At 63.2% G+C, this 22,846-nt stretch carries 18 protein-coding genes and 2 pseudogenes; 7 read left to right on the plus strand and 13 right to left on the minus strand.

Features of this window, described 5'->3' with window-relative positions:
• Nucleotides 1-39: 39 nt before the first annotated feature.
• The 10 genes and pseudogenes from BN2475_RS26980 to BN2475_RS27025 form a co-directional block, all read right to left on the minus strand.
• Nucleotides 40-1,206 (minus strand): NAD(P)/FAD-dependent oxidoreductase, encoded by a 1,167-nt coding sequence (locus tag BN2475_RS26980; protein ID WP_094782514.1) that lies wholly within the window; start codon nucleotides 1,204-1,206, stop codon nucleotides 40-42.
• Nucleotides 1,203-2,606 (minus strand): FAD/NAD(P)-dependent oxidoreductase, encoded by a 1,404-nt coding sequence (locus BN2475_RS26985; protein ID WP_094782515.1) that lies wholly within the window; start codon nucleotides 2,604-2,606, stop codon nucleotides 1,203-1,205. Before BN2475_RS26985 ends, BN2475_RS26980 begins: the two co-directional genes overlap by 4 nt.
• The gene (locus BN2475_RS26990) at nucleotides 2,585-2,905 is read right to left on the minus strand and encodes a (2Fe-2S)-binding protein (RefSeq protein ID WP_094782516.1); all 321 of its coding nucleotides are present in this window, start codon (nucleotides 2,903-2,905) and stop codon (nucleotides 2,585-2,587) included. The genes BN2475_RS26985 and BN2475_RS26990 overlap by 22 nt, the downstream gene beginning before the upstream one ends.
• A complete protein-coding gene (locus tag BN2475_RS26995; protein ID WP_094782517.1) occupies nucleotides 2,902-4,731 on the minus strand; it encodes an ABC transporter ATP-binding protein in 1,830 nt (609 codons plus the stop codon). Before BN2475_RS26995 ends, BN2475_RS26990 begins: the two co-directional genes overlap by 4 nt.
• Complete coding sequence (locus BN2475_RS27000) at nucleotides 4,728-5,684, minus strand: ABC transporter permease (protein WP_094782518.1); 957 nt, start codon at nucleotides 5,682-5,684, stop codon at nucleotides 4,728-4,730. Before BN2475_RS27000 ends, BN2475_RS26995 begins: the two co-directional genes overlap by 4 nt.
• Nucleotides 5,681-6,637, minus strand: coding sequence for an ABC transporter permease (locus tag BN2475_RS27005; RefSeq protein WP_094782519.1), 957 nt, complete (start codon nucleotides 6,635-6,637; stop codon nucleotides 5,681-5,683). Before BN2475_RS27005 ends, BN2475_RS27000 begins: the two co-directional genes overlap by 4 nt.
• Nucleotides 6,638-6,705: 68 nt before the next feature.
• Entirely contained in the window at nucleotides 6,706-8,322 is a 1,617-nt protein-coding gene (locus tag BN2475_RS27010; protein WP_094782520.1) for an ABC transporter substrate-binding protein, read from the minus strand.
• Nucleotides 8,323-8,349: 27 nt separating this feature from the next.
• The gene (locus BN2475_RS27015; RefSeq protein WP_094782521.1) at nucleotides 8,350-9,624 is read right to left on the minus strand and encodes an NAD(P)/FAD-dependent oxidoreductase; all 1,275 of its coding nucleotides are present in this window, start codon (nucleotides 9,622-9,624) and stop codon (nucleotides 8,350-8,352) included.
• Between the two features lie 31 nt (nucleotides 9,625-9,655).
• Nucleotides 9,656-10,324, minus strand: a complete 669-nt coding sequence (locus BN2475_RS27020; RefSeq protein ID WP_094782522.1) for a haloacid dehalogenase type II — start codon at nucleotides 10,322-10,324, stop codon at nucleotides 9,656-9,658.
• Nucleotides 10,325-10,537: 213 nt separating this feature from the next.
• Nucleotides 10,538-11,885 (minus strand): annotated as a pseudogene (locus tag BN2475_RS27025) (aldehyde dehydrogenase family protein).
• Nucleotides 11,886-12,125: 240 nt separating this feature from the next.
• On the opposite strand from BN2475_RS27025, the gene BN2475_RS27030 reads away from it, so the two are divergent.
• The 7 genes and pseudogenes from BN2475_RS27030 to BN2475_RS27060 form a co-directional block, all read left to right on the plus strand.
• Nucleotides 12,126-13,010: a GNAT family N-acetyltransferase gene (locus BN2475_RS27030; RefSeq protein ID WP_094782523.1), complete on the plus strand. Its 885-nt coding sequence runs from the start codon at nucleotides 12,126-12,128 to the stop codon at nucleotides 13,008-13,010.
• A gap of 488 nt (nucleotides 13,011-13,498) precedes the next feature.
• Nucleotides 13,499-14,425 carry a 2-hydroxyacid dehydrogenase gene (locus tag BN2475_RS27035; protein ID WP_094782524.1) on the plus strand — a complete coding sequence of 309 codons (927 nt, stop codon included), beginning with the start codon at nucleotides 13,499-13,501 and terminating at the stop codon, nucleotides 14,423-14,425.
• A 173-nt stretch (nucleotides 14,426-14,598) separates the two neighbouring features.
• Complete coding sequence (locus tag BN2475_RS27040; RefSeq protein WP_094782525.1) at nucleotides 14,599-16,005, plus strand: aspartate aminotransferase family protein; 1,407 nt, start codon at nucleotides 14,599-14,601, stop codon at nucleotides 16,003-16,005.
• Nucleotides 16,006-16,048: 43 nt separating this feature from the next.
• Nucleotides 16,049-16,546, plus strand: a complete 498-nt coding sequence (locus BN2475_RS27045) for an Lrp/AsnC family transcriptional regulator (protein ID WP_094782526.1) — start codon at nucleotides 16,049-16,051, stop codon at nucleotides 16,544-16,546.
• Between the two features lie 313 nt (nucleotides 16,547-16,859).
• Nucleotides 16,860-17,915 (plus strand): tartrate dehydrogenase, encoded by a 1,056-nt coding sequence (locus BN2475_RS27050; RefSeq protein WP_425435571.1) that lies wholly within the window; start codon nucleotides 16,860-16,862, stop codon nucleotides 17,913-17,915.
• Nucleotides 17,916-17,948: 33 nt separating this feature from the next.
• Nucleotides 17,949-19,421 (plus strand): NAD-dependent succinate-semialdehyde dehydrogenase, encoded by a 1,473-nt coding sequence (locus BN2475_RS27055; protein WP_094782527.1) that lies wholly within the window; start codon nucleotides 17,949-17,951, stop codon nucleotides 19,419-19,421.
• A pseudogene (locus tag BN2475_RS27060) lies at nucleotides 19,418-19,747 on the plus strand (M14 family metallopeptidase); the annotation flags it as partial. The gene BN2475_RS27055 and the pseudogene BN2475_RS27060, both read left to right, overlap by 4 nt.
• 187 nt (nucleotides 19,748-19,934) lie before the next feature.
• On the opposite strand, the gene BN2475_RS27070 reads toward BN2475_RS27060, so the two are convergent.
• Genes BN2475_RS27070 through mmsB form a run of 3 tightly spaced genes read right to left on the minus strand, consistent with a single transcriptional unit; the run spans nucleotide 19,935 to nucleotide 22,830 of the window.
• The gene (locus BN2475_RS27070) at nucleotides 19,935-21,077 is read right to left on the minus strand and encodes an enoyl-CoA hydratase/isomerase family protein (RefSeq protein WP_094782528.1); all 1,143 of its coding nucleotides are present in this window, start codon (nucleotides 21,075-21,077) and stop codon (nucleotides 19,935-19,937) included.
• Nucleotides 21,074-21,910: an enoyl-CoA hydratase gene (locus tag BN2475_RS27075; protein WP_094782529.1), complete on the minus strand. Its 837-nt coding sequence runs from the start codon at nucleotides 21,908-21,910 to the stop codon at nucleotides 21,074-21,076. The genes BN2475_RS27070 and BN2475_RS27075 overlap by 4 nt, the downstream gene beginning before the upstream one ends.
• On the minus strand, nucleotides 21,910-22,830 hold the full coding sequence (gene mmsB / locus BN2475_RS27080) for a 3-hydroxyisobutyrate dehydrogenase (RefSeq protein WP_094782530.1): 921 nt from the start codon (nucleotides 22,828-22,830) through the stop codon (nucleotides 21,910-21,912). Before mmsB ends, BN2475_RS27075 begins: the two co-directional genes overlap by 1 nt.
• Nucleotides 22,831-22,846 lie beyond the last annotated feature (16 nt).

Below are 22,846 nucleotides of genomic sequence, written 5' to 3' on the forward strand. Positions count from 1 at the left end.
CCCCGAGCAACGAAGAAGGCCCCTGGTGGGCGTGGTCTGTCAGGCGTCGTGTCCGATGGCTATAGCTGAAGCAGTGGCAAGCATCGCAGCGAATCGGTCGATCGAGTATGTGTCGAGCGGGATTGGCGTGCGCCCTAAGTCGATCAGCTCGGCGAGCGTTTCTCCCACGCCCGGACCGATCTGAAACCCGGAGCCACTGAAGCCAAACGCATAAAACAGACCGTCTACCTTGGAACTTGGCCCGATCACAGGCTCTCCGTCGGGAAGATAACCCTCCACTCCACTCCAGACGCGGATCACATTGAGTCGGGCTAGCACGGGCGCGAGACGACGGAACTGCGCCATCTGCTGCACCGTGTTCTCCGGCAACACGGACGCCTTGCGCGTAACGGGATCGGCGGGACCGGGCGGCCCGCCGCCGAGCACGATGTTGCCGCGCGGAATTTGCCGGAAATAGACGCTCTCTTCCTTGATCGACGTGTAGACGCCCATCGATGACTGAAAGACGTAGGGCACCGGCTCTGTGACGGCCATCTGGGGCCCACGCGCTGTAAGCGGCACGGGTTCGCCGAACTGTTGGGAGAGCGCACTCGCCCACGCGCCCGCACAGATCACGAGCCGCGCTGCGCGATACGTTTCTCCTGCGGCGCTCTGCACCCGAAATTCAGCGCCGTCCTTCTCTACGCTCACGATCTCGGTATTCTCGACGATCTGTGCGCCGTGCCGCATGGCAGCGCGTGCGAAAGCCGGCGATGCAATCCGCGGATTGGCATGCCCGTCGAGCGGTGATACGGACGCGGCCAGAACTTCTCGTCCCAGAAGCGGGAAACGCCTGAACACTGCATCACCGTCCAACACCTCAAGGTGTAGGCCAAACCCGCGCGCCTCATTGGCATAACGATGAAAATAGTCAGCATCATGCGCGTGGTAGCAGACGCGCGTGTGACCAGAAGGTAGAAATTCAATGTCCTCGCCCAGCAGTTCCTTGGTCCGGTACCAGATATCCAGCGCGCGATTGGCTATTGCAAGCTGCGGCAAAGAGCGACCCTGCCGGCGTACACCGCCAAAGTTGGTGCCGCTGGCCTGCTCTCCTATCAGGCCGCGTTCAATCAGGATTACCGATCGCATGCGCCTGCGCAGAAAGAAAGCCGTCGAGGTGCCCATGATGCCGCCACCAATAACGATCACGTCGGCGTGTCGGTTCATCGAACATTCTCCATCCTGGACTCTGCTTCAAGCGCTATGGGCAGCGGCTTGACAGGCGCCTGGCCACGTAATCGCCCGACGACTTCCAACGGCACGCGCGCTTCGGCTGCGATGACTTCAGCACCCGCGTGCGCGCAGTAGCGTCCCTGACACCGGCCCATGCCGACGCGGGAAAACGCCTTCGCGCGGTTCGCTTCCGTCGCGCCCATCTCGCGAACCACATGCCGCAATTCGCCCGCAGTGATTGCCTCGCAGCGGCACACGATGGTGTCGTCGGGCAGCGCTGCCGCGAAGCGCGCGGGCCACGGAAACGCGGTGCGCAAGCCGGCCGCGAAGCGCGTGAAACGGGAGAGTTCCGCGCGTAGTTGCGCGGCGCCCCCGCGTTCGATACCTGCGTCGTGCAGCGCGGCCAATGCAGCAAGTCGGCCCGCGCGTTCGGCCGCGTCAGCACCGCGCACGCGTGCCCCATCGCCCGCCAGATAGATGCCTGCGACGCTGCTGCGGCCATCCTCATCGATCTGCGGAAGCCACGTCTGCGTGGCTGTGTCGAAACGGAAAACGCAGCCCGCGAGATCGGCAAGCTGTGTTTCTGAACGCAAGTGATAACCGAGCGCAACGGCATCACACGTCACATTCAGCGTCGTGTCGTTTGCGAGCTTCACACGCACGCCCGTGACACCATGCGCGGATGAGCCTTCGATGGCAACGGGCGTCACGCCACGATGAATCGGAACCCCCGCGCGGCGCAGTACACCCATCAGTGCGATGCCCTTGCCGAGCGCCGATGGAATCGCAAGCAACTGCGGCAGCGCTCGCAGGCGCTGCGCGAAGGTCGATGTATCGAGGACGGCGCTCACTGTCGCACCTGCCTTGACATACTGCGCGGCCACCAGATACAGCAACGGCCCGGTTCCCATCATCGCGACCCGAGCACCGATAGCACATCCCTGCGCCTTGAGGGCCACCTGTGCGCCACCCAGACTGTAAGTACCTGCGAAATGCCAGCCGGGAACCGGCATCAGCCTGTCGGTTGCTCCGCTGCAGATGATCAGCGAATCGAACGCGAGCTTGCGGTAGCGCGTGCGGCTCACAATATGCACCGCCTTTGGCCCGATATTCCATACGAGCGTGTCAGGCAGATAGTCGATTTGCGCGCGCAACGCATCGAAGTCGCGATGCAACGACGCGGCCCGCGCAGCCTCGCTGCCGTAGAGCGTCTCATAGGAGCGCGAGAAGCCTTCGGGCTGGCGCCGATAGATCTGGCCACCGTCGCGGCGCCCTTCATCGATCACCGTGGGACGCAGCCCGGCTTCAACCAGCGCCTGCGCGGCGCGTACGCCCGCCGGTCCGGCGCCAACTACCACGACGTTCGGGCGCTTCACTTCTGCAGACGCGGCCATACGCCCTCCCCCGCTAGCGCTACGCGCGTGATGATCGACATGCCGGGCATCGCAGGCGTCGCACAGGCGCGGACGCGCTCGCCTTGCGCAGTCCAGACCCAGCAGTCCTGGCAAGCGCCCATCAGGCAGAAGCCCGCACGACGGCCGTCGCCAAACTCGGAATCGCGTAACGCGTCTTGCGCCGTCAGGAGCGCGACCAGCAGCGTGTCGCCTTCGGCGGCCTTCACTGCATCTCCATCCACGGTAATCTCAAAGCTCTTGCGCTCGGTCTCCGCCACTCTCACGAAACGAGCAGTCATGCCGTCACCGGGTCGGGTTTCTGCGCGAGTTCGAGTTCCGCAGCAGAGTGGTGGCAAAGGATCACGGAGCCCGAGGGCAGCTTCCTGGCAGAGGGCGGCGTAACGTTGCACTTGCCGTCGATGCGGACCGGACAACGCGCCCGAAAACTGCACAGCTCAGCCGAATCGCTGGCGGGCCCCATCGACGGCAGTGCGGCGCCCGTGAGCGCGCGCCGTGAGTCGAGCCAGCCCGGGCGCAGTGCGGGCACCGAATCGACCAGTAGCCCTGTGTACGGGTGATGCGGTGGCGCAGCCAGTACATCGCGCTCGCCCGCTTCGACGCATTGACCGGCATAGAGCACCATTACGTCGTCGCAGATCGCCCGCACCGTCGAGATATCGTGGCTGATGAACATGTATGACACACCCAGCTCGCGCCGCAGTTCGACGAGCAGGTCGAGAATCGCCGCGCCAACCACAGTATCCAGTGCGGAAGTCACCTCGTCGCAAAGAATCAGCGCAGGGTCGGCGGCAAGCGCACGCGCCAGGTTCACGCGCTGCTTCTGGCCGCCCGACAGACCGCCCGGCTGACGCCTGGCAATTGTCGCCGGCAGCTTCACCAGATCCAGCAGTTCGAGCATGCGCTTCTGTGCCGGCGCGCCGCGCAGGCCGTGATAGAAGTTCATCGGCCGAGCGAGGATATCGGCGATCGTGTGGCTCGGATTGAGCGCTGTGTCGGCGTTCTGGAACACGATCTGCACCCGTCGGTACTGGGCGAGGGTGCGCTCGGAAAGCTTCGCGGGCAGAGGCTTGCCGTCGAGGAGCACCTCGCCCCGGGCACGATCCACCAGTCCCGCCACCACGCGCGCCAGTGTCGTCTTGCCCGAACCCGATTCGCCAATGACGCCGAGCGCGCTGCCGCGCTCGATCTTCAGGCTCACGTTGTCAAGCACGCACACGGCGGGAACCCCGTTCGCGTCGATACGTCCGTAGCCCGCGTTCAGGTTGCGGACCTCGAGCAGCGGTGGTAGCGCATCTTTGGCCGGAACTGCGAGTTCCGGTTCCGGACGGCGGGTCGCCGCGAGCAGTTGCCTCGTGTAGTCGTCGGCGGGCGCATCAAGCACCTGCGCCGTCGCGCCGTTCTCGCGCACCGTGCCGCCATTCAACACGACGATGCGGTCTGCCATCTGCGCGACGACGGCAAGATCGTGCGACACATAGACGGCCGTTGTGCCCAGTTCGCGGATCACTTTCTTGAAAGCGGCGAGCACTTCGATCTGTGTGGTGACGTCGAGCGCCGTCGTCGGTTCGTCGAACACGACGACAGCGGGATCGGTGATCAGCGCCATCGCCGCCATCAGGCGCTGCAACTGACCGCCCGATACCTGATGCGGATAGCGTGCACCGATTGTTTCTGGCGACGGCAAAGCCAGCGAGCGAAACAGTCCCACGGCCTTCTCGCGGGCCGCAGCAGGCGTCATCAATCTGTGCAGCAGCGCGGGCTCCGTCACCTGGTCCATAATCGTGCGCGCCGGGTTGAAACCCGCCGACGCGCTCTGGGCGACGTAAGCGACGGTACGCGCGCGTAACGCGCGGCGTCGGTTCGCATCGAGTGCCAGCACCTCGACGCCTCCAATCTTGACCGAGCCACCCGCAATCGAACAGCCGCCTCGCGCGTACCCCAGCAAGGACAGCGCAATCGTCGTCTTGCCCGAACCCGACTCGCCGATCAGCGCGAGTACCTCGCCCTTCTTCACGGTGAAATCGACGCCCCTGACGATCTCAACGACAGCGTCTGGCGCCGCGCCCGCGACCACGCGCAGGCCCTTCACTTCGATCATGTTCATTGTGCGGCTCCCTGCCCACGGCCGCCACGGCGGCGCAGGCTGTCAATCAGCAGATTCACGCCGACTGTCAGCGTCGCAATCGCGATGGCGGGCATCAGCACCGCAGGCGCGCCTTCTGCCAGCCCGCCGATGTTCTCGCGCACGAGCGAGCCCCAATCGGCATTCGGCGGCTGCACGCCGAGACCGAGGAAACTCAGCCCACTGAGCAGCAGCACGATGAACACGAAGCGCAGGCCGAAATCCGCAAGCATTGGATGAATCATGTTGGGTAGCACCTCGACTCGCGCGATATAAAACAGCCTTTCGCCGCGCGCTTTCGCGACCTGCACGTATTCGAGCGTCATCAGGTTGACCGCGAGCGAGCGCGAGATGCGGAACGCGCCGGGTATGTACGCAAGCGCGGCGACCGTGATCAGCATCGGCACCGACGAGCCGAATGCGGCGATCACGACGAGCGCGAGAATCTTGCTCGGGATCGAGATCAGCGCGTCGAACAGTCGGCCCATGATTTCGTCGACCCAACGCCCGGACACGGCCGCAACCAGCCCGAAGAATGTGCCGATACAGCTGGCGAGCACCGCCGCCGCGAGCGCCAGGCCAACCGTGTACTGCGTGCCATACAGCACGCGGCTCAGCATGTCGCGGCCCAGATAGTCGGTGCCGAATAGATGTGCGGCACTGTACGCGCCGAATATCTCAGTCGACGTCACCGCGCCTCCCTTGTACGGCGCGACGAGCGGACCAACGAACGCGACGACGAGCCAGAACACCACGATCACGAGACCAATCAGGCCAAGCAACGAAAAGCGGCCTATGATGCGGCGCAGCGCGCTGCGCTTCGCGACGGGCATGTCGACCGGCGCCTCCACAAACGCATCGGCGCAAGGCGTGGCTTCTTCGTCCGGCACCGCGTGCAGTACGGTCCTCGCATGAGATATGTCGGGTCGGTTCATCGTTGACGCAGCCTCGGGTTGGAAATGATCTGACACAGGTCAGCAATAAGTACGAGTGCCAGATATGCCGCGCAGAACACCATCACGCAGCCCTGGACGAGCGGCATATCTCGATTCGTGACAGCATCGACCATCAGGCTCGCGAGCCCTGGATAGTTGAAGATCGACTCGACGATCACGACGCCGCCGAACAGATACGACAGGGAGAGTGCAACCGCGTTGGCAATCGGGCCGATCGTGTTGGGCAGCACGTGACGTAGTACGATGCGCATCGGGGTAGCACCTTTCAGCACCGCCATCTCGACGTACGACGCGTTCAGCTGATCGAGCACCGCAGCGCGCGTCATGCGCGCCATCTGTGCAACGAGCACGCAGCACAGTGTCATGACGGGCATGGCGTAGATGCGTAGCAGCGCGCCGAATGACGTCACTTCGGACAGGTACGACAGCGCCGGCAGCCAGCGCAGCTTGACCGCGAAGATCAGCACGGCGATCGTCGCAATCAGGAATTCGGGCACAGCGACGGTCGACAACGTCAGCACGTTGAGGGCGCGGTCCAACAGCGAACCGCGATACATCGCCGACAAAATGCCGATCGCCAGGGCGATGGGCACCGACACGGCGGCCGTCAGCCCTGCAAGCATGAGCGTATTCGGCAGGCGGGTCGCAATCAGATCACTCACCGGCATGTTGTTCGACAGCGACGTGCCGAAATTGCCGCTCACGACGTGCAGGAGCCACTGGAAATAGCGCTGCAGAGCGGGCTGATCGAGACCAAACTGGTGGCGCAATGCAGCCACCAGTTCCGGTGTGGCCGCCTGGCCGAGCGCCTGCTGCGCCGCGTCGCCGGGCAAGAGGCCCGTGATTGCGAACACGATGGCCGACACCAGCAGCAGCGTGACCAGCGCGTACCCGAGGCGGGCGGCGATGAGTCGTTGCGCGTTTGCTTTCATACTGGAAACGCCTCCTGTACAGAAATGGTACGCCGCGAAGCAGCGAAGCGACTGAAGACCGTGGCGGGTCAGGACTCGAGCCAGACGTGTTCCGCAAACGTAAAGCCCATCAGCCCGGCGAGCGGAATTGAACCAAGGCCCTTCAGCCTGGTTGTATGGCCATCGAGTGAACTCACGAACAATGGAATACCAATACCGCCGGTTTCATGCACCATCACCTGCATGTCGCCATAGATCTTCTTACGCTTCGCATCGTCAGGCTCGCCACGTGCGGCGACGAGCATCTGGTCGAACTTTGGGTTCTTCCAGTTCGCTTCGTTCCACGGCGCGTCCGACTTGAAGAACTGCGTGAAGAGCACGTCGGCACTCGGCCGGGCGTTGACGTTGCCAAAGCTGAGCGGATGCTTCATCCAGTGATTGGACCAGTAGCCGTCTGCCGGAACCCGGCTCACCTGGAGATTGAGGCCAGCGCGCGGTGCGGCCGCTTGCAGCAGCATCGCGATTTCGACCGATCCGGTGGCCGCCGGCGACGCATACACTTGCAGCGGAGCGCCGGCCAACTTTGCCTTCTGAAAATGGAACCTGGCCTTGTCCGGATCGAAGCTCCGTTGCGGCAGACCCGCAAAGTAGTACCTGTTCGTCGGATCAATAGGCTGGTCATTACCGATCGCGCCGTAGCCGCGAAACGCCGCGCTGAGGATCTGTTCGCGATCCAGCAGGTACATCATGCCGCGGCGGAAATCCTCGTTGCCCGTGATGCCGCCTTCGTCCCGCATGATCAGGTCGGTGTACTGGCCAGTTTTCGTCTCGAGCACTGAAAACCCGGGTGTCTCCTTGATCCGCTTCGCTGAGTTGGGCGTCACCGCATTGATCAGTTGCACGTCGCCTGATAGCAACGCATTGACGCGCGCCGGTTCATCGCCGATGCCGATCAGTTCAATCTCGTCGAGGTGCGGCAGTCCTGTCTTCCAGTACGTCTCGTTGCGCACGCCTACGGTACGCACGCCCGGCGAAAATTCTTTCAGCTTGAACGGACCGGTGCCGACAGCCGTCCTGAAATCCTTCGTGCCATCCTTGATGATCATGAAGTGCGAGGTCGCCAGGATCACCGGCAGGTCGGCGTTCGCACCCTCCAGGGTAATTGTCAGTTCGTTCGCACCGGTCGCCTTCACGTCCTTGATCTGGTCCGCGAGCGTCTTCGCCTTCGAGGCGGTCGCCGGGTCCTTGTGGCGCATGATCGAGTAGACAACGTCGGCGGGCGCGAGCGCCTTGCCGTCGTGGAACTGCACGCCCTTGCGCAGCTTCACGACCCACACAGTCGCGTCCTTCGTTTCCAGCGAATCTGCGAGCGCCATTTTGGCGCCCAGATGGGAATCGAGTTCGGTCAGACCGTTGTAGAACATGTTGGCGCGCACGTAATCCGTGCTCAGCGCGCCCTTCGCAGGATCGAGCGTATCGGCAGTGGACGCCGATTGCGTCGCGACGCGAATCTTGCCGCCTTTTTTGGGACTCTGTTGCGCAAATGCCGACCCGCTCGCCGCCAGCAGTCCCGTGCCAGTCATCGACAGCATCCCGCCGGCTGCCATCGCGCGAAGCACATTGCGTCGCGACGCGCCTCTGCGCGTGAGGCGTTGGAGTTCATTGCCGACGCTGGTGCCAGCGTCGCGCATATTTATCTTGTGCATCTGTCTCCTCCACAAGGGAGTTGTTCGTCAATAGAAGACGTCTTTGATCCGGAAGTACGCGCCGACCAGCGGCAGAAACCACGGTTTGCCTGTATGCCCCGGAATCGCGGGCCAGTCGAAGTCTCTCCACGGGTTCGCTTCAGGATTCCCGGCCATCACCTCGGCCATCACCTGACCCATGTGCGTTGCCATCTGCGTGCCGTGGCCGCTGTAGCCCATCGAAAAATAGATGCCGTCGTGTTGGCCGGCGCGTGGCAGACGGTCAGCCGTGATATCGACGAGACCGCCCCAGCAATAGTCGATGCGCGCGTTGGCAAGGCTCGGGAACATCTGCGCGAGGTTCGCCTGCAGGATACGGCCGCTTTTTTCGTCCGATGGTTGCTCCGATGCCGTAAAGCGCGCACGTCCACCGAACAGCAGGCGCGAATCGGGCGTGACGCGAAAGTAGTTATGCATTAGCCGGCTCGTCGTGTATGAGCGTCGATTCGGCAACAGCCGGGCGAGGCGCTCGGCGAGCAACGGTTCCGTCACAATGATGAATGAGCCGACCGGCGCCATGCGCCGCCGGTACCAGCCGAACGGTCCATGCCGCGATGGGCCCGTCGCGATCAACACCTGCTGCGCGCGCAATGTGCCGCGCGCGGACTCGATACGGTACCCGCTACCGTACTTGCCGATGGACGTGACCGCCGCATTTTCGAACAGCCTCGCCCCTTGGCGGACGGCCGCATTCGCGAGACCAACCGCGAACTTGCCCATGTGCATCTGCCCGCCGTGCTTATGCAGCAGCCCGCCGAAGAAACCATCGGACCCCACTTCGCTGCGAATGCGCTCGCGCGGAATGATCTCGACATCGGGATCTACTTCGCGGCGGATCAGCTCGGCCGTGTGCTCGAGGTGCTCGAGATGACGCGGCTTCGCCGCGAGCTTCAGCTTGCCCGACGCGAGATAGTCGCAATCGATCTGCTCTTCACGGATCAGCCGCTCGACCGTAGCAACCGCCTCGGCATACGCGCGATAGCAACCCTGGGCGCGCTCGACGCCCACTTGCCCGCGCAGAGCCGCATAGTCCTGCGCGACGCCCGTGTTGCACTGGCCGCCGTTGCGGCCCGATGCGCCTCCGCCGATGCGACCGGCATCGAGCACGGCAACCGTCGCGCCGCGCCTGCCGAGTGCCAGCGCAGCGGACAGCCCGGTGAAACCACCGCCAATCACGGCGACGTCGACATGGCCATCGACGGAATCCTCGCAAGCCTGGAGCCCGGACGGCGCCGTGTCGAGCCAGTAGGAGTCGAGTTTCATCGGGTGTCCGTGCATAAGTGAAGGCAGGGGATCACAGACCGAGTTGTGTTGCGAGATCGCCGATGGTATCGACTTCATAGTACTCGTAGTACGGCGCATCCGGCTCGTGGCCGCGTTTGACGAACGCCTTGTGCTTGATGCCCATGTCATGCGCCGTCATCAGGTCGTAGCGAGGGCTCGACGACACGTGCAGCACGTCCTCCGGGTTGCAGTTCAGCTGGTCGAACATGTACTCGAACCCCTGCATGCGCGGCTTGTACGACTGAGCCTGCTGCGCGGTGAATACTCGATGGAAAGGCGCACCCAGCTTGTCGACATTGCTCTGGATCTGATCGTCCGACGCGTTCGAAAGAATCACGAGCCTGTACTTCTTCGCCAGTCTCGACAGGCCTTCCGGCACGTCTGGGTGTGGGCCCCACGTCGGTACGGCGAGATAAAACTGCTCCGCTTCCGCTTCGATGAACTCGACATTCATGCGCTTGCACGCGCGGCGTACGGCATTGACGACCACGTCGCGATACGGCTTCCACGCGCCGAGCACCTCGTCGCGGCGATAGCCTGAGAAGAATGCGACGAATTGCTCCAGTTCCGCGCCCTGAAGGCGATTACCGTAGATCTCGCGGGCCATGTCGCCCATGCGGAATTTCGTCAGCGTGCCGTAGCAGTCGAACGTGATGTACTTTGGTTCGAAATCAATCATGGTCTTGGTCCTATCGTGTTGTGAACCTGCGTGGGTTCAGTGGCGAAAACAGGAAGTGCATTCCTGAACAGAATTTAAGCATCGGAGAAAAGAAAGTGTCGTTGGTTCTGGCGGGAAAAACGTGGGCTCGACACTTTATTAAGAAGCCTAAACAGCACAGTCTGCCGCGTCCGTCGCACACTGTTCTTGCTGCCGCCAGCTTTGCAGTAACCGTTATGACCGCATGTCGATGAGGACGCTTTTGAAGCGCAGATTTGCCTCATAGGCCTGCCGTCCAAGATCCTTGCCAATGCCGGAGCGCTTGTACCCGCCCGTCGGAATAATGAAATCACTGGTTCTTCCGTAGCGATTCACCCAAACCGTGCCCGCTTCGATGCCACGCAAGAAGCGCAGAGCGCGACCCAGATCCGCTGTGTGCACACCAGCAGCCAGGCCATAGTCGGGGTGCTGCGCCAGCGTCAGCGCTTCCGCCTCCGTATCGAATGTCTGCAGCGTCAGAACGGGGCCAAACACTTCCTCCCGGACAGCTTCGGATTGCTGATTAACGTCGAAGAGGATGGTTGGCGAATAGAATGCCCCGCCCGATTGCCCGTCCGCGCGATGCCCTCCGTAAAGGAGGGTCGCGCCGCCAGCCACTGTGCGCTGCACAATCGCTTCGATGCGCGCTGCCTGGGCTCCGGAGATGATCGGCGACAAGGTCGTGCCGTGCGACCATGTCGCACCCGCCTTAAGTTCGGCGAAGATCCGCTCGATCCGCGCGGCCAGGTCCTCTGCGATCGACCGCTCGACCAGAAGACGCGATCCCGCAACGCACACCTGCCCGGCGTTGCCTGCTACCGCGGCGGCTATGCGGCGCGCCACATCGTCGAGCCGCGGAGCATCCGCAAAGACAACCTGCGGACTCTTGCCGCCCAGTTCCAGGGTAACCGGCTTCGTGCCAGATTCGGCGCACGCCGCCATGATCGCGGCCCCGGTGCGCGTGGAACCGGTGAACGTCACTTTTGCGATATGCGGATGACGCACAAGTGCATCGCCTGTCGTGTGACCGTCTCCCTGTATCACATTGAAAACACCGGGCGGCACGCCCGCTTCGACGGCGAGTTCCGCGAGACGCAGCACCGAAAACGGTGTCGTCTCCGACGGCTTCAACACGACTGCATTGCCCGCCGCCAGCGCCGGTGCGAGCTTCCAGGACGCCATCACCAGAGGGAAATTCCACGGTGCGATTGCGCCGACCACTCCGTACGGTTCCGCTATCGTCATACCAAGGTGGTCGTGATCGGTTGCTGCGACATCGCCGCCGATCTTGTCGGCGAACTCCGCGTAGAACCCTTGCCCGTTCGCGAGGGGCGATTTGCCCCCAGCCACTCGAACGCCACGCGGTCCACGTATTCTCGACCACGCGATCTGTCATTTCAGCATTGGCTACAGGAACCGACGCATAGGCAACGCCATCCGAGGGACGAACCACTTGCTGCTTTTGCGTACCCTCGTCGATGTATTTTCCGCCGATGAAATGCCCGGAACGCACCGCAACCTTGCCGGGATCGAAGCTGTCCATTTCGTTTCCTTTTGACTCGCGCATCTGCCGTTGAATTGTTGCTTTCACTCTGGTGGAATCGTACCGCTGTCGACCCGGCACAACTCACTGACTGAACGGTTGATTTAGCAGAAGCGGCGCGTTTTTTCCGCATTGACACTGCAGTTTGCGTCGATTTGCTTTCCGCCCGGTCAACGTTATGGACAACACAGCAAGGCAATGCGAGAGTTGCGGCGTAAGCATCCAGCCAAGGAGAAAGGCATGTCCGGCCGAAAAGAAGCTCAGGTCTCAGGTCACGAAATTGTCTATCGCCCTTTTTCGCTTCTGGACGTCGCTGGCGCGCGCGCCCTGTCGAGTGAACTGGGGTGGCCTCATCGCGTCGAAGACTGGCAATTTGTCGCTGAGGCGGGCACGGGATTCGTCGCGGAGGATGCGAGCGGAACGCTTGTTGGTACGGGGCTCTGCTGGAAGTTCGGACATGATCGCGCGTCGCTCGGAATGGTCATCGTGTCTGCGCAGCAGCAAGGCCGGGGCATTGGCCGCAAACTCATGGAACTGCTGCTGGAAGAACTAGGCGAGCGGACCGTCATTCTTCACGCAACTGCAGAGGGCCGGCATCTGTATGAGAAGCTCGGCTTTGAAGCGATTGGAACAGTTGATCAGCATCAGGGAACCGCATTCCAGCCGCCACTTGTTTCACTCCCTCCAGGCGAGCGGCTGCGCCCGCTTGGCTCGAACGATACCGCGCGCCTGATAGAGCTGGGGTCGCGTGCGAGCGGCCTCGACCGCGGGACCATCCTGCCGGCGCTCCTCGAAGTCTCACAAGGGATCGCACTCGCCCGTGATGGCGATCTGATTGGTTTCGCCCTCATCCGACGCTTCGGACATGGTTTCTCGATCGGTCCGGTCGTGGCACCGGACTCCGACGACTCCAGCCGTGCCAAGGCGCTGATCAGTTACTGGCTCTCGCTACACGCCGGCGCGTTTGTCCGTATCGATACGCCGCATGAATGCCAGCTCTCGGCGTGGCTGGAAGCACTCGGACTTTCACGAGTCGGTACGGTTGTGAAGATGGCGCGCAACGGTGCGCTTCCGACCGATGCATCCGTTCGGCAATTCGGTATCGTTAATCAGGCGGTGTGCTAGATCCTATGTGCAGGAAGGCCGACTCACTGATGCCTGGAATCAGCGTGGTGTTACGGCAAGACGCCGATGCGCACCTTCCTCGATTCACTGGAACTCGCCAGGGAGAAACTCATTCCTCATTGATAGCCTCTTCTCTATCCGCCCCGACTACCTGTCAGATCTAATTCCGGCTAATACACTTCAGACCATCGTCGATTGCAACGGCAACAGTGTTCCTCAACGGGGCGGTGAGGATTCCATGTTGATCATCGCTCGTCAAATCGCCGGGGAACGCTTTCTTAGCCCTATGTCCTTTTGTGCATGAACCGGAGATGCCTAGATGGTTCGACTCGCACGACGCCGCTCGCGGATTCGTGCTACAGGATCGCCCCATCCAACCGACTTGCACATATCAGAGTGACGAGCTATCGGACTGACCTGGCAGTGGCCCCTAACGAGTATCCACAAGAGACCCTGGTCCGGGACAATTTAATCAGGATGACGAAAACATGACACTACTCTACAAAGCCGATCCTGAACGCGGCAAGCAATGGGCGCGGCTCTTCGCGGTAAAGGCACCCGATATTCCGTTTCGCCTGTGGCCCGATATTGGCGACCCCGCGTCCGTCCGTTATCTCGCCGCCTGGCAGCCGCCCGACAACCCGGCGCACACGCTGCCCAATCTCGAAGTGATCTTCTCGGTGGGCGCAGGCATCGACCAGTTCGATCTGTCTGGCGTTCCGCCGAACATCACTGTCGTGCGCATGGTGGAGCCGGGTATCGTCGAAGGCATGGTCGAGTATGTCACGCAGGCCGTGCTGACCATCCATCGCGATCTGTTCGATTATGCGTTGCAACAGCAGCAACGCATCTGGCGCGAGATGCCGGTGCGCGCGGCGGTATCGCGGCGCGTCGGCGTGCTGGGGCTTGGCATGCTCGGCACGGCGGTGCTGGAACGTTTGCGGCTGTTCGGGTTTCCGTGCGCGGGCTGGAGCCGTTCGGCGCACCGGCTCGAAGGCGTCGAATGCCACGCGGGCGTCGAAGCGCTCGATGCGTTCCTCGCGCGCACCGACATCTTGATCTGTCTGCTGCCGCTCACCGATGCGACGCGCGGCCTGCTCGACAAGCGCATGTTCGCCAAGCTGCCGAAGGGTGCCTCCTTAATCAACGTCGGGCGCGGCCCGCAGTTGAACCAACAGGACCTGCTCGATGCGCTGGAGAGCGGCCAGTTGCACAACGCGATCCTCGACGTCACCAACCCCGAGCCGCTGGCCGACTCGCATCCGTTCTGGACGCATCCGCACGTGCGGATCACGCCGCATATCGCGAGCGCAACGCGGCCGGAAACGGCGGTCGATGTCGTGCTGGACAATATTCGCCGTCATCTCGACGGCTTGCCTATGCTTGGACAAATTGACCGCGGCCGTGGCTACTGACGCTACCGAACACGTACTTTTCCCGACAGAATCGCGCGCAAGCACAAAGTGCTGCGCGCACCCCGCATAAAACCGTATTTGCGTTTTTCCGTGGCTGATTTTGCGAATCGGCGAATAGGCCTCTCTCGTAGTATTGGAATTGTCCAAGCCCATTCCGAGAAGAGAACTGCACCATGTCTATTCAATCGCTCATCGAAGCCGACCGTAGGCATCTGATCCACCCCGTCGTCAGCTACCGCGCGCACGAAGCGCGCGGCGTGACCGTGCTGGAGTCCGCGCAGGGCGTATTCCTGCGCGACATCGACGGCAACGAGTTGCTCGACGCCTTCTCCGGCCTCTGGTGCGTAAACACCGGCTACGGCCATCAGAGCATCGTCGAAGCGGCCGCGAAGCAGATGGCCCGCCTGCCCTACGCAACCGGCTACTTTCACTTCGGCTCCGAACCAGCGATCGAACTCGCCTCGAAGCTCGTCGAGCTGTCGCCCGCGTCGCTGCAGCACGTGTACTTCACGCTGGGCGGATCGGATGCCGTCGACTCCGCGCTGCGCTTCATCACGCATTACTACAACGCGACGGGCCGCCCGTCGAAGAAGCACATCATCGCGGTGCAACGCGGCTATCACGGCTCGTCGTCGATCGGCGCTGGCCTGACGGCATTGCCCGCGTTCCATCGCAACTTCGACGTACCGCTGCCGACTCAACATCACATCCCGTCGCCGTATGCATACCGCAGCGATTTCGCCGACGCCGCCGCGCTGATCACCGCCTCCGTTTCCGCACTGGAAGCGAAAGTAAAAGCACTCGGCGCGGACAACGTCGCCGCGTTCTTTTGTGAACCGATCCAAGGCTCCGGCGGCGTGATCGTGCCGCCTGTCGGCTGGCTGAAGGCGATGCGCGAAGCTTGCCGCAAGCTCGGCATCCTGTTTGTCGCCGACGAAGTCATTACGGGCTTCGGCCGCACGGGACCGCTGTTCGCGTGCGAAGCGGAAGGCGTCGAGCCAGACCTAATGACGGTCGCCAAGGGCCTCACGGCGGGCTATGCGCCGATGGGCGCGGTACTGATGTCGGATGCCGTTTATCAGGGCATGGCTGATGGCGACGCGTCGGCAGTGATCGGCCACGGGCATACGTACTCGGCCCATCCGGTTAGCGCTGCGATCGGTCTCGAAGTGATTCGGCTCTATCGGGAAGGGCGCCTGCTCTCCAACGGCGTCGCGCGAGGCCCGCGCTTTGCGCAAGGACTCGACACCCTGCTCGCGCATCCCCTGGTCGGCGATTCGCGGCACCGCGGCCTGCTCGGCGCGCTCGAGCTGGTGTCTGACAAGGAGACCAAGCAGGGCTTCGACGCGTCCCTGAAGCTCTCTGACCGCATCGCGGCCGCAGCGTATCGTAATGGCATCGTTTTCCGTGCCTTCGGCGACAACATTCTCGGCTTCGCGCCGGCGCTGTGCTACACGGAAAGCGAGTTCGACCTGTTGTTCGAACGTCTCGAGAAGACGCTCGATGACGTGCTCGCGCAAGCGGACGTCCGCACCGCGCTTAAGGGTTCGATCGAATTCAAACGCCCTGCGGCCGCCTGATAGCATCGAGTGATCCTGGCCATGTGTGAGCGACCGAATCACGATGAGCACCGATTGCAAGCTGGACCGCATCGATCTGCGTCTCCTCTCGCAGTTGCAGATCCAAGGGCGTATCACCAACGTCGAGCTGGCGGACGCTGTCGGCCTTTCGCCCAGTCCCTGCCTGATCCGCGTCAAGCGTCTGGAGAAAGCGGGTTATATCGTCGGGTACGGTGCGCAGATCCAACTCGAGAAGCTCGGCGACCTGCAGATCGTGTTCACCGAGGTCACGCTCGCCGACCATCGCCGCGAGGACTTCAGCAGGTTCGTCAACGCAGTCAAGGATGTCGACGAGATCATCGAATGCCATCTGGCGAGCGGAGGCTACGATTATCTGCTGAAGTTCGTCACGCGCAGCGTCAGCCACTATCAAAGCATCATCGAAGGGCTGCTGGAGCGCGATGTCGGCATCGAGAAATACTTCAGCTACGTCATCATCAAGACGCCGTTCGTGAAGACGCACTACCCGCTCGAATCGCTCTTTTCGCAGAACCATCATTAGGGCGCGCCGGGCGTCTTAACGCTGCGCGACCCGGTCACCTGAGTAGGCGTCGACCCCGACTACGCACCACGAGGCAATGAACTGCGCTATGTCTGGGATTGAAGCGCGGTTCAAGAGCTCGTCGGTGAGCATCTTCTTCCGGTTCGTGGCCGTCCGTCGTCGTCACACCCGCGACCTGCTTACACATGGCCGTCAGGAAATCGCGCCTTTCAACTTCGCTCGGCGACCGATGCCGGTATGAAAACCTATCCATCCCCGAACATTCTGGACGATGAGACGAATATGACCCACAACTATCACATTGCAGTGATCAGTGATTCCCGGCGACGGCATCGGCAAGGAAGTGATGCCCGAAGCGCTGCGCGCCCTCGACGCCGTGAGCAAGCGGTACGGCATCGGTCTCACGTATCAGCATATCGAATGGGCGAGCTGCGAGTACTATGCCCAGCACGGCCAGATGATGCCGGACGACTGGAAGAAGCAACTCGAAGGCTGCGACGCGATCCTGTTCGGCGCAGTCGGCTGGCCCGCGACCGTGCCCGATCACATCTCCCTGTGGGGCTCGCTGCTCAAATTCCGCCGCGAGTTCGACCAGTACATCAATCTGCGCCCCGCGCGTCTCTTCGAAGGCGTGCCGTCGCCGCTCGCCGGCCGCAAGGCGGGCGATATCGATTTCATGATCGTGCGCGAGAACACCGAGGGCGAGTACTCGTCGGTAGGAGGCACGATGTTCGAAGGCACCGAGCGCGAGCTCGTGATGCAGCAGTCGGTCTTCACGCGCAAGGGATCCGAGCGCGTGCTGAAGTTCGCGTTCGATCTCGCGCAGCGCCGCGCGCAGAAGATCACGGTGGCGACGAAGAGCAATGGCATATCGATCAGCATGCCGTGGTGGGACGCACGTGCCGCTGAAATGGCCGCGCGCTATCCCGACGTCACATGGGACAAGCAGCACATCGACATTCTGTGCGCGCGCTTCGTGCTGAATCCGGACCGCTTCGACGTGGTGGTGGCAACCAATCTGTTCGGTGACATCCTTTCGGATCTCGGCCCGGCCTGCACGGGCACGATCGGCATTGCGCCGTCGGCCAACATGAATCCGGAACGCACGTTCCCGTCGCTATTCGAGCCTGTGCATGGCTCAGCGCCAGATATCGCGGGCAAGGGCATCGCCAATCCGATCGCGATGATCTGGTCGGCGGCGATGATGCTCGACTTCCTTGGCAACGGCCAGGGCAAGGAACGTGAAGCGCACGACGCCATCCTCGCCGCGATCGAAGCCGCACTGAAGGAAGGCCCGCTTACGGGCGACCTTGGCGGCAAGGCAAATACGGCGGAAGTGGGCGCGGCGATTGCACTTCGGCTGGCCTGATCGGCTGGGCAAACGAACACAAGGAGTGCTCTCATGACGAAGCGATACGAGTTGAGCGAACTGATTCGTAACGACAATTTCATCGACGGCCAATGGGTCGCCGCGGCGAAAGGCAACCGCTTTGACGTCACCAATCCGGCGACGGGCGAAGTGATCGCGCAAGTCGCCGACAGCGACGCCGCCGATGCGCACGCCGCCACCGATGCCGCCGCCCGTGCGTTCCCCACCTGGCGCGATACGTTGCCGAAAGATCGCGCTGCCGTGCTGCATCGCTGGCATGCACTGATTGTCGAGAACGCGGATGGGCTGGGCCGCCTGATCTCGCTCGAACAAGGCAAGCCCTTCTCCGAAGGGCGCGGCGAAGTAATGTACGGCGCGTCGTATGTCGCGTGGTTCGCCGATGAAGCGACGCGCATCTACGGCGATATCATCCCGCAGCAGCAGCGCGGCAAGCGCATGAGCGCGGTGAAGGAACCCGTCGGCGTCGTCGCCGCGATCACGCCGTGGAATTTCCCGCTCGCGATGATCGCGCGCAAGATCGCGCCCGCGCTCGCGGCGGGCTGCACCGTAGTCGGCAAGCCGGCCGAGGACACGCCACTTACCGCATTTGCTCTCGTGATGCTCGCGCACGAGGCAGGCGTGCCCGCAGGCGTTCTGAACCTGATCTCGGCATCGCGCGAGAATGCAGTGCCCGCCGTCGCTGACTGGCTTGCCGACAGCCGCGTGCGCAAGATCACGTTCACAGGGTCGACACGCGTAGGTAAGTATCTGGCGCGCGAATCTGCGGGCACGTTGAAGAAGCTGTCGCTCGAACTTGGCGGCAATGCGCCGTTTATCGTCTTCGACGACGCCGATCTCGATGCGGCCGTCACGGGCCTGCTCGCGGCAAAATTCCGCAATGGCGGCCAGACCTGTGTCTCTCCAAACCGCGTCTACGTGCAGTCGGGCGTGTACGAGCGGTTCGCCGATATGCTCGCCACCCGCGTCGCGGCGCTGAAGGTCGCACCGGCCACCGACCCGGCTGCCCAGATCGGCCCGATGATCAACGCCCCGGCCATCGACAAGATCGCACGTCACGTCGACGATGCAGCAAGCCGCGGCGCGCGCGTGCTAACAGGCGGCAAGCGTCTGCCCGAACTCGGTCCCAATTACTATGCGCCCACCGTGCTCGCCGACGCGACGCCTGAGATGCAACTGAGCTGCGACGAAACCTTTGGCCCGATTGTGCCGCTTTTTCATTTCGACGATGAAGCCGAGGCGATCCTCGCGGCCAACGACACGCTTTCCGGCCTCGCGTCGTACTTTTACAGCCAGGACATGCGTCGCATCGACCGCGTTACGCGGCAACTGGAGGCGGGCATCGTTGGGATCAACGAGGGTGCGCTCGCCAGCGAAGCCGCGCCGTTCGGCGGCGTGAAGGAATCGGGCTATGGGCGGGAAGGCTCGAAGTACGGCCTCGACGATTACCTGTCGATCAAGTATCTCTGCCAGGGCGGACTCGAATGAACGCACACGCCAAACCAAGCGCCTATCCGATCGAACTCGCGTTTCCAGACATCGCCGCGCACGAGCTCAGCGAAACGGGCATCGCGTATGTGCATACCTTCGATTCGGGTGTCGCGGGTCTGCACGTGATGATCAACGCGCTCACGCACGGCAACGAAGTGTGCGGCGCGATCGTCGTCGATGCGTTGCTGCGCGCGAAGCTGCGTCCGAAGCGCGGCAAGCTTACGCTCGCGTTCGCGAACGTCGATGCGTATGCGCGCTTCGATCCGTCGCAACCGGACGCGGCACGCTTTGTCGATCAGGACTTCAACCGCGTGTGGACGGCGCACGCCGGGCGGGCAGATCGTCGGATATGGGACCGTCGGATGGGCGGCGGTCAGCGTCGCGCTGCTCGGGGTTTGCTGGGTATCGCGGGTGCGCGGTGTGCAGCGCGATGCGCGTCTAACCGGTGTGCCACAGGGTGATGTCGTCGGCGAAAGTTGAGGTGGGTGCAACGCGCTGCGCGCCTCACCGCTACGCCGCCCCCAACCCGGCTAGCGGATGCGCCTCCGTCTTCCACGGCGAAGTCAGAAAATGCCTAACCCGTTCGGCCCGCACTTCGGCGAGCGTGGCGGGCGCCCAGCGCGCTTTGCGATCCTTGTCGAGCAATTGCGCCCGCACCCCTTCACAGAAGTCGCCGTCCTCGATCACCCGTTTCACGATACCCAGTTCCATCCGGAAGCACTCGGCGAGCGTCATCTGCCGGCCGCGCAATAGCGCCTCGCGCGTCACGCACAGCATGGTCGGCGAGTGAGCGGTCATGGCCTCGTAGGTGGACTGCAACCACTGCTTCACCTCGCGCGGCGGCTCGCGCTCCAGGTCGTGGCGCAACGTCGCGACCATCCGTTCGACGCTCGAACGCCGATCGAAGTGCCGCAGCATCAATTGCGTCAACGCCGTCAACGGCGCATGCGGGACGATATTGCAGGGCGGCTCGAACACGCCCCGCAATGCGGCGATCAGATCGCCGTCATGCGACATGCGCTGCAAGCGTTCTTCAAAGCTCGCGAGCCATTCGGCCGGCACGCACAGGTCGGCCAGTTGCAGGCGCAATGCATCGGCGCCCGACAAGCTCGCGCCAGTCAGCCCGACATACAGCTCGATCTCCGCTGGCATCACGCTCAGAAACCGCGTCGCGCCGACGTCCGGCAAAAAGCCGATGCGCGTCTCCGGCATCGCGATCTTGCTGCGCTCGGTGACGATGCGCAGCCGCGCCGCCTGACCGAGCCCCATGCCGCCGCCCATCGCAATGCCGTCGAGCAGCGCGACCACGGGTTTCGGAAACGTGTGCAGCGCGTAATCGAGCCGGTACTCGTCGATGAAAAACGCCAGCCAGCGATGATCGCCACTCTTCGCGAGTCGATGCACTTCGCGCACGTCGCCGCCTGCGCAAAAGCCCTTCGCGCCCGCGCCTTTCAGCACTACCGCGACGATGCTGCTGTCGCTGCGGCAATGTTCGACCAGCACGGCGAGCTCACGCACCATCGCGTGCGACAGCGCATTGAGCGCGGCCGGCCGATTCAGCGTAATGATCGCCACCCGGTTGACGACGCGAAACAGAATCTCGCGTTGCCCTTCGCTGCCCGTATCGAGCACGACGCTTTGCAAGGCGCTCATCGGTGGGTCTCCTGCTGTGCGTATGCAGAGTGGGCGACGTGATCCGTCGGCTGAGGTTGCGCCGCCTGCCAGCGCGGCGTGCGTTTCTCAAGAAACGCGTTGACGCCTTCGCGCTGATCGGCGCCGTCGAACAGATCGACGAAACGTTCGCGTTCCAGCGCCAACGCCGCGGCACGCGGCACGCCGTTGCGCGCCTGATGAATCAGGTGCTTGCTGAAGCCGACCGCTTGCGGGCTCAGACCCACGACACGCGCGGCCATGGTGAGCGCGGCGTCGCGCGCCGCGCCCTGCTCCACCACGTCCTCGACGAGACCGATGCGCAGCGCGGTCGCCGCATCGACGCGCTCGCCGGTGAGAATCATCCGCTTGGCCCAGCCTTCGCCGACCAACCACGGCAACGTCTGCGTGCCGCAACCGCACGGCAGCAGACCGACCGCGGTCTCAGGCAACGCCAGCAACGCATGGCGCTCCGCGATGCGGATATCGCACGCGAGCGCGCACTCCAGTCCGCCGCCCATCGCGTAGCCGTTGATCGCGGCGATCACCACCGGCCGCGCGTTCTGCAAGGCTTCGAACGCCGCGCCGAAGCGCGCCGCCGCGTGGCGCGCAACTTCGCGGTCGCCATCGGCGAAGCTGTTCAGGTCAGCGCCCGCGCTGAAGAATTTCGGTCCGGCGCCGGTGATCACGACGGCCCGCACGCGAGCGTCGGCGTTCAGACGTTCGATGGTCCGCTGCAATTGCAGCAGGCCATCAGGCGTAAACGCGTTCGCGGGTGGTCGTGTGAGCGTCAGTTGCGCGACGGCACCGTCGTGCGCGTAGTCGAGTTCGATCATCACGCGCCTCCGCCGTTGCTGTTGCTGGCGTCGCGCCCATCGTCGCGATAGAGCTTGATGACCGCGGAAAAGTCCAGGCGTCCCGCGCCCTTGCTGCTCATCGTCTGATAAAGCTGCTGCGCGAGCGCCCCGAGATAGACCGGTTGATGCGCAAAGCGCGCAGCGTCGGTGGCGAGGCCGAGGTCCTTGAGCATCAGGTCGGTGCCGAAGCCGCCGGTGTAGCCGCGCGTGGACGGCGCGCTGTCGATCACGCCGGGCATCGGGTTATACGTATCCGAACTCCAGCAGCGCCCGGTCGACGTGTTGATGATGCCGCCCAGCACCTTCGCATCGATGCCGAGCGCCTCGCCCAGCGACATCGCCTCGGCCACGCCCGCCATCGTGATGCCGAGCACGAGGTTGTTGCAAATCTTCGCCACCTGGCCCGTACCGGTATCACCGCAATGCACGATGTTTTTGCCCATCGCCGCCAGCACCGGCTTGACCTCTTCATACGCGCTCGCACTGCCGCCGACCATGAAGGTCAGCGTGCCCGCCGCCGCGCCGCCGGTGCCGCCCGATACCGGCGCATCGACGAAGCTGTTGCCGTGGCGCGCCGCCAGCTCGGCGAACGCTTTCACGCTGGCGGGATCGATCGTGCTCGAATCGATGATCGTCACGCCCTTCGCAATGCCCGCGAGCACGCCGTCGTCAGCGCTCAGCACGCTGCGCACATGCGCGGCGGCGGGCAGCATGGTCATCACGCACTCCGCATCGGTCGCGGCCGCCTTGGGCGAGCCGGCCGCCTGCGCGCCCGCATCGACGAGCGCCTGCACGGCTTGCGCGTCGAGGTCGAACACGCGCACCGCGTGGCCCGCCTTCAGCAGGTTGCGCGCCATCGGCGCACCCATGTTGCCGAGTCCGATAAAGCCAATCTTCATGATTGCCGCCTCCGTA

Origin of the sequence: Paraburkholderia ribeironis, from assembly GCF_900019265.1 — a bacterium.
GTDB lineage: Bacteria > Pseudomonadota > Gammaproteobacteria > Burkholderiales > Burkholderiaceae > Paraburkholderia > Paraburkholderia ribeironis.

Coding starts and splice junctions, on each gene's coding strand:
- BN2475_RS26990 (WP_094782516.1), bottom strand. CDS start 2,905: ATGACTGCTCGTTTCGTGAGAGTGGCGGAGACCGAGCGCAAGAGCTTT.
- BN2475_RS27055 (WP_094782527.1), top strand. CDS start 17,949: ATGACGAAGCGATACGAGTTGAGCGAACTGATTCGTAACGACAATTTC.
- BN2475_RS27030 (WP_094782523.1), top strand. CDS start 12,126: ATGTCCGGCCGAAAAGAAGCTCAGGTCTCAGGTCACGAAATTGTCTAT.
- BN2475_RS27020 (WP_094782522.1), bottom strand. CDS start 10,324: ATGATTGATTTCGAACCAAAGTACATCACGTTCGACTGCTACGGCACG.
- BN2475_RS26985 (WP_094782515.1), bottom strand. CDS start 2,606: ATGGCCGCGTCTGCAGAAGTGAAGCGCCCGAACGTCGTGGTAGTTGGC.
- BN2475_RS26980 (WP_094782514.1), bottom strand. CDS start 1,206: ATGAACCGACACGCCGACGTGATCGTTATTGGTGGCGGCATCATGGGC.
- BN2475_RS27070 (WP_094782528.1), bottom strand. CDS start 21,077: ATGAGCGCCTTGCAAAGCGTCGTGCTCGATACGGGCAGCGAAGGGCAA.
- BN2475_RS27040 (WP_094782525.1), top strand. CDS start 14,599: ATGTCTATTCAATCGCTCATCGAAGCCGACCGTAGGCATCTGATCCAC.
- BN2475_RS27035 (WP_094782524.1), top strand. CDS start 13,499: ATGACACTACTCTACAAAGCCGATCCTGAACGCGGCAAGCAATGGGCG.
- BN2475_RS27000 (WP_094782518.1), bottom strand. CDS start 5,684: ATGAACCGACCCGACATATCTCATGCGAGGACCGTACTGCACGCGGTG.
- BN2475_RS27015 (WP_094782521.1), bottom strand. CDS start 9,624: ATGAAACTCGACTCCTACTGGCTCGACACGGCGCCGTCCGGGCTCCAG.
- BN2475_RS26995 (WP_094782517.1), bottom strand. CDS start 4,731: ATGAACATGATCGAAGTGAAGGGCCTGCGCGTGGTCGCGGGCGCGGCG.
- BN2475_RS27075 (WP_094782529.1), bottom strand. CDS start 21,910: ATGATCGAACTCGACTACGCGCACGACGGTGCCGTCGCGCAACTGACG.
- BN2475_RS27005 (WP_094782519.1), bottom strand. CDS start 6,637: ATGAAAGCAAACGCGCAACGACTCATCGCCGCCCGCCTCGGGTACGCG.
- mmsB (WP_094782530.1), bottom strand. CDS start 22,830: ATGAAGATTGGCTTTATCGGACTCGGCAACATGGGTGCGCCGATGGCG.
- BN2475_RS27010 (WP_094782520.1), bottom strand. CDS start 8,322: ATGCACAAGATAAATATGCGCGACGCTGGCACCAGCGTCGGCAATGAA.
- BN2475_RS27045 (WP_094782526.1), top strand. CDS start 16,049: ATGAGCACCGATTGCAAGCTGGACCGCATCGATCTGCGTCTCCTCTCG.